Annotated in this window: 3 protein-coding genes and 1 pseudogene; 3 read left to right on the forward strand and 1 reads right to left on the reverse strand. The window is 69.2% G+C overall.

All coding sequences use genetic code 11. From position 1 onward, the window contains the following. The 3 genes from AC30N0_RS19885 to AC30N0_RS19895 form a co-directional block, all read left to right on the forward strand. Positions 1-875 (forward strand): enolase C-terminal domain-like protein (locus tag AC30N0_RS19885; RefSeq protein ID WP_489519613.1); only part of this gene is annotated, 875 nt, incomplete at its 5' end. Beyond that, entirely contained in the window at positions 872-1,684 is an 813-nt protein-coding gene (locus AC30N0_RS19890) for an ABC transporter permease (protein ID WP_489519614.1), read from the forward strand. The genes AC30N0_RS19885 and AC30N0_RS19890, both read left to right, overlap by 4 nt. Positions 1,685-1,718: 34 nt before the next feature. Next, on the forward strand, positions 1,719-2,747 hold the full coding sequence (locus tag AC30N0_RS19895; protein ID WP_489519615.1) for an ABC transporter substrate-binding protein: 1,029 nt from the start codon (positions 1,719-1,721) through the stop codon (positions 2,745-2,747). Positions 2,748-2,771: 24 nt separating this feature from the next. Here AC30N0_RS19895 and fusA read toward each other — a convergent pair. Beyond that, positions 2,772-3,262: pseudogene (gene fusA / locus AC30N0_RS19900) on the reverse strand (elongation factor G); the annotation flags it as partial.

Below are 3,262 nucleotides of genomic sequence, written 5' to 3' on the forward strand. Positions count from 1 at the left end.
ACCCGATCACGCGGGCCGAGCAGACCGGGCGCGTCGGCGACGGCCTGCCGGAAACGCTGGAGGAAGTGGTCGCCGCCTACGGCCACCGCTGGTTCAAGCTCAAGGTCGCCGGCCGGCTCGGCGACGACATCGACCGGCTGAGCCGCATCGCTGCCGTCCTCGACCGCATCGACGGCGGCTACCGCGCCTCGCTCGACGGCAACGAGCAGTACGAGAGCGTCGAGGGCGTGAGCGCGCTCTGGCAGCGCATGCGCGCCGAGCCGCGCCTGGCGCGGCTGTGCGACAGCGTCGCCTTCATCGAGCAGCCGATCAAGCGGCAGGCGGCGCTGGCCCACGACGTCGCAGCGCTCTCGGCGCAGAAGCCGGTGATCATCGACGAGTCCGACGACTCGCTCGACGCCTTCGTGCAGGCTCGCGCCGTCGGCTACCGCGGCGTCTCCTCGAAGACCTGCAAGGGCCTGTACAAGTCGATCCTGAACCGGGCCCGCTGCGCGAAATGGAACCGCGAGGCCGGGTACGACGACGCGGCCGACCTGCAGTTGGCGCCGTACTTCATGAGCGCCGAGGACCTGACGATCCAGGCCGGCCTGGCCCTGCAGCAGGACCTCGCCCTCGTCTCCCTGCTCGGCATCCGCCACGTCGAGCGCAACGGCCATCACTACGTCGACGGCATGGCGGCGCTGGCCCCGGCCGAGCAGCAGGCCTTCCTTGCCGCCCACCCCGACCTGTACGAGCACAGCCGCGGCGCGGTGCGCGTGCGCATCCGCGACGGCGGCCTGTCGATCGGCACGCTCGGCGGCGTCGGCTTCGCCAGCGGTGCCGGGCCCGACTGGGCCGCGATGCGGCCGATGGCCGCGGGCGGGGTCCGGACGTGAGCGACCCGGTGGCCGGCGCTGCGGCGTCGAGCGAGCCGGGCTTCGCCGGCCGGCTCGCGTCCGGCTTCGTGTACTACCTGCCGAGCCTGCTCGTCATCCTGGCCCTGCTCGTCCTCTGGCAGCTCGGCGTGATGCTGCTCGGCGTGAAGGAGTACATCCTGCCGACGCCGATCGCGGCGCTGCGCACGCTCGCCGACCCCAACTACCGCTGGACGGCGAATTTCCTGGCCACGCTCTACGCCGTGCTCGGCGCCTTCGCCCTCTCGGCCGTGCTCGGCGTGCTGCTGGCGATCGTCATCGTCTGGAACGACATGCTGCTGCGCACGGTGATGCCGGTGCTCATCCTCTTCAACACGCTGCCGAAGATCGCCCTGGCGCCGCTCTTCATCGTCTGGCTCGGCTACGGCATCTGGCCCAACATCGTCATCGGCACGACGATCGCCTTCTTCCCGATGGTCGTTAACACCGCGGTCGGCCTGGCCAGTGCCGAGCCGGAGATCCTGGACCTGGTGCGGACGCTGCGGGCCAGCCGCTGGCAGGTGCTGGCGAAGATCCGCTTCCCGAACGCCGTGCCGTACATCTTCGTCGGCCTCAAGCTGGCGGCGACGATGAGCGTGATCGGCGCGCTGGTCGGCGAGTTCGTCGCTTCCGAGAAGGGGCTCGGCTCGCTCATCATCAGCGCCGGCGTGACGATGCAGACCGGCTCGATCTTCGCTTCGCTGGTCCTGATCTCGGCGATGGGGCTGGTGCTGTACGGTCTGGTGGTGGCGGTCGAGCGGATCGTCGCGCCCTGGGCGCACCGGGAATGAGTCTGACGACACGACGCACACAAGGAGACATTTCATGACGCACACGACGAACGACACCCGCCGCCCCTCCGCCTGGTCGCGACGCGCCTGGCTCGGCGTCCTGGCCGGCGGCATCGCAGCCGCCACGGCCCTGCCGACGGCCGCGCAGGAGAAGGTGCAGCTGCAGCTGAACTGGTTCCAGCTCGCCGACCACTCGCCGATCTACCTGGCGCTGAAGAAGGGCTACTACAAGGAAGAGGGGCTCGACCTGACCGTGCTGCGCGGCAGCGGTTCCGCCGACAGCGCCAAGAAGGTCGACCTCGGCCAGTCCGACATCGGCATCTCCGACGCGCCGACGGTGCTGACGGCGATCAGCAAGGGTGCCAACCTGAAGATGGTGGCGGTCGTCTACGACAAGGCCGGCAACAACGTCTTCTTCCGGAAGAGCGCCAACATCAAGTCGCCGAAGGACCTGGTCGGCAAGAAGATCGCCGTGCCGCCGGCGGATTCGCACCGCGTCCTGTGGCCGGCCTTCGCGGCCCTGCACGGCATCAGGGACGACGCCGTCACGCTGGTCAACGTCAAGCCCGAAGGCACGCAGGCGATCGTCGCAGCCAACGAGGTCGACGGCTCGTTCGACCTCTACACCAGCTACGCGATCTGGGAGAAGGTGCTCGGCAAAGGCGAGGTCGGCCACCTGCTGTGGGCCGACTTCGGGCTGCCGATCTACGGCCACACCTACTTCGTCAACAACGACACCATCAAGAAGAACCCCAAGCTGATCGAGAAGTTCCTGCGCGCGACGCACAAGGGGTGGCGCGACGCGAAGGCCAACCCGGCGGCGTCGATCGACGCGATGGTCGAGCAGGTGGCCGGGCTCGATCGCAACACCCTGCTCGCGACGATGCCGCAGATCCTCGACCTGACCGTGACGGAGCGCTCGGCCAAGCACGGCCTCGGCTGGATCGAGCCAGAGCTGATGCAGAAGACGATGGACATCACCTTCGCCACCAACAAGCCCGAGAAGCCGCTGGTGCTGAACGACACCTTCACCAACCAGTTCAGCAGCAAGATCAAGCCGTAGGCGAGACGAGGCGCCCGCGGCGCCTCAGTCCGGGTCGCGGGACCCGAAGCCACCCACGAGCTGTTGCTGCGTACCCGGCGGCACCGGCTCGTAGCGGGCGAACTCGACGACGTAGCGGCCCTGGCCGCTGGTCAGGGCGTTGAGTCGGTTCTGATAGCCGAGCAGTTCCGACAAGGGCGCCTGGCCGCGGACCACGACCGCACCGGCCGTGCCGCGGTCGGTGCCGGTGACCATGCCGCGCCGCGACGCCAGGTCTCCGGTGATGTCGCCGAGCGTGACCTCGGGCGCGGTGATCTCGATGTCGACGATCGGCTCGAGGACGATCGGGCGGGCCTTGCACACCGCGGCTAGGAAGGCCTTGCGCCCGGCCGTGACGAAGGCGACCTCCTTGCTGTCGACGCTGTGGTGCTTGCCGTCGTAGACGACGACGCGCACGTCGACCACCGGGTAGCCGGCGATCGCCCCGCTGGCGAGCACCTCGCGCACCCCTTTCGCCACGGCCGGGATGAACTGGC

It is taken from the genome of Rhizobacter sp. (genome assembly GCF_031412495.1).
GTDB lineage: Bacteria > Pseudomonadota > Gammaproteobacteria > Burkholderiales > Burkholderiaceae_C > Schlegelella_A.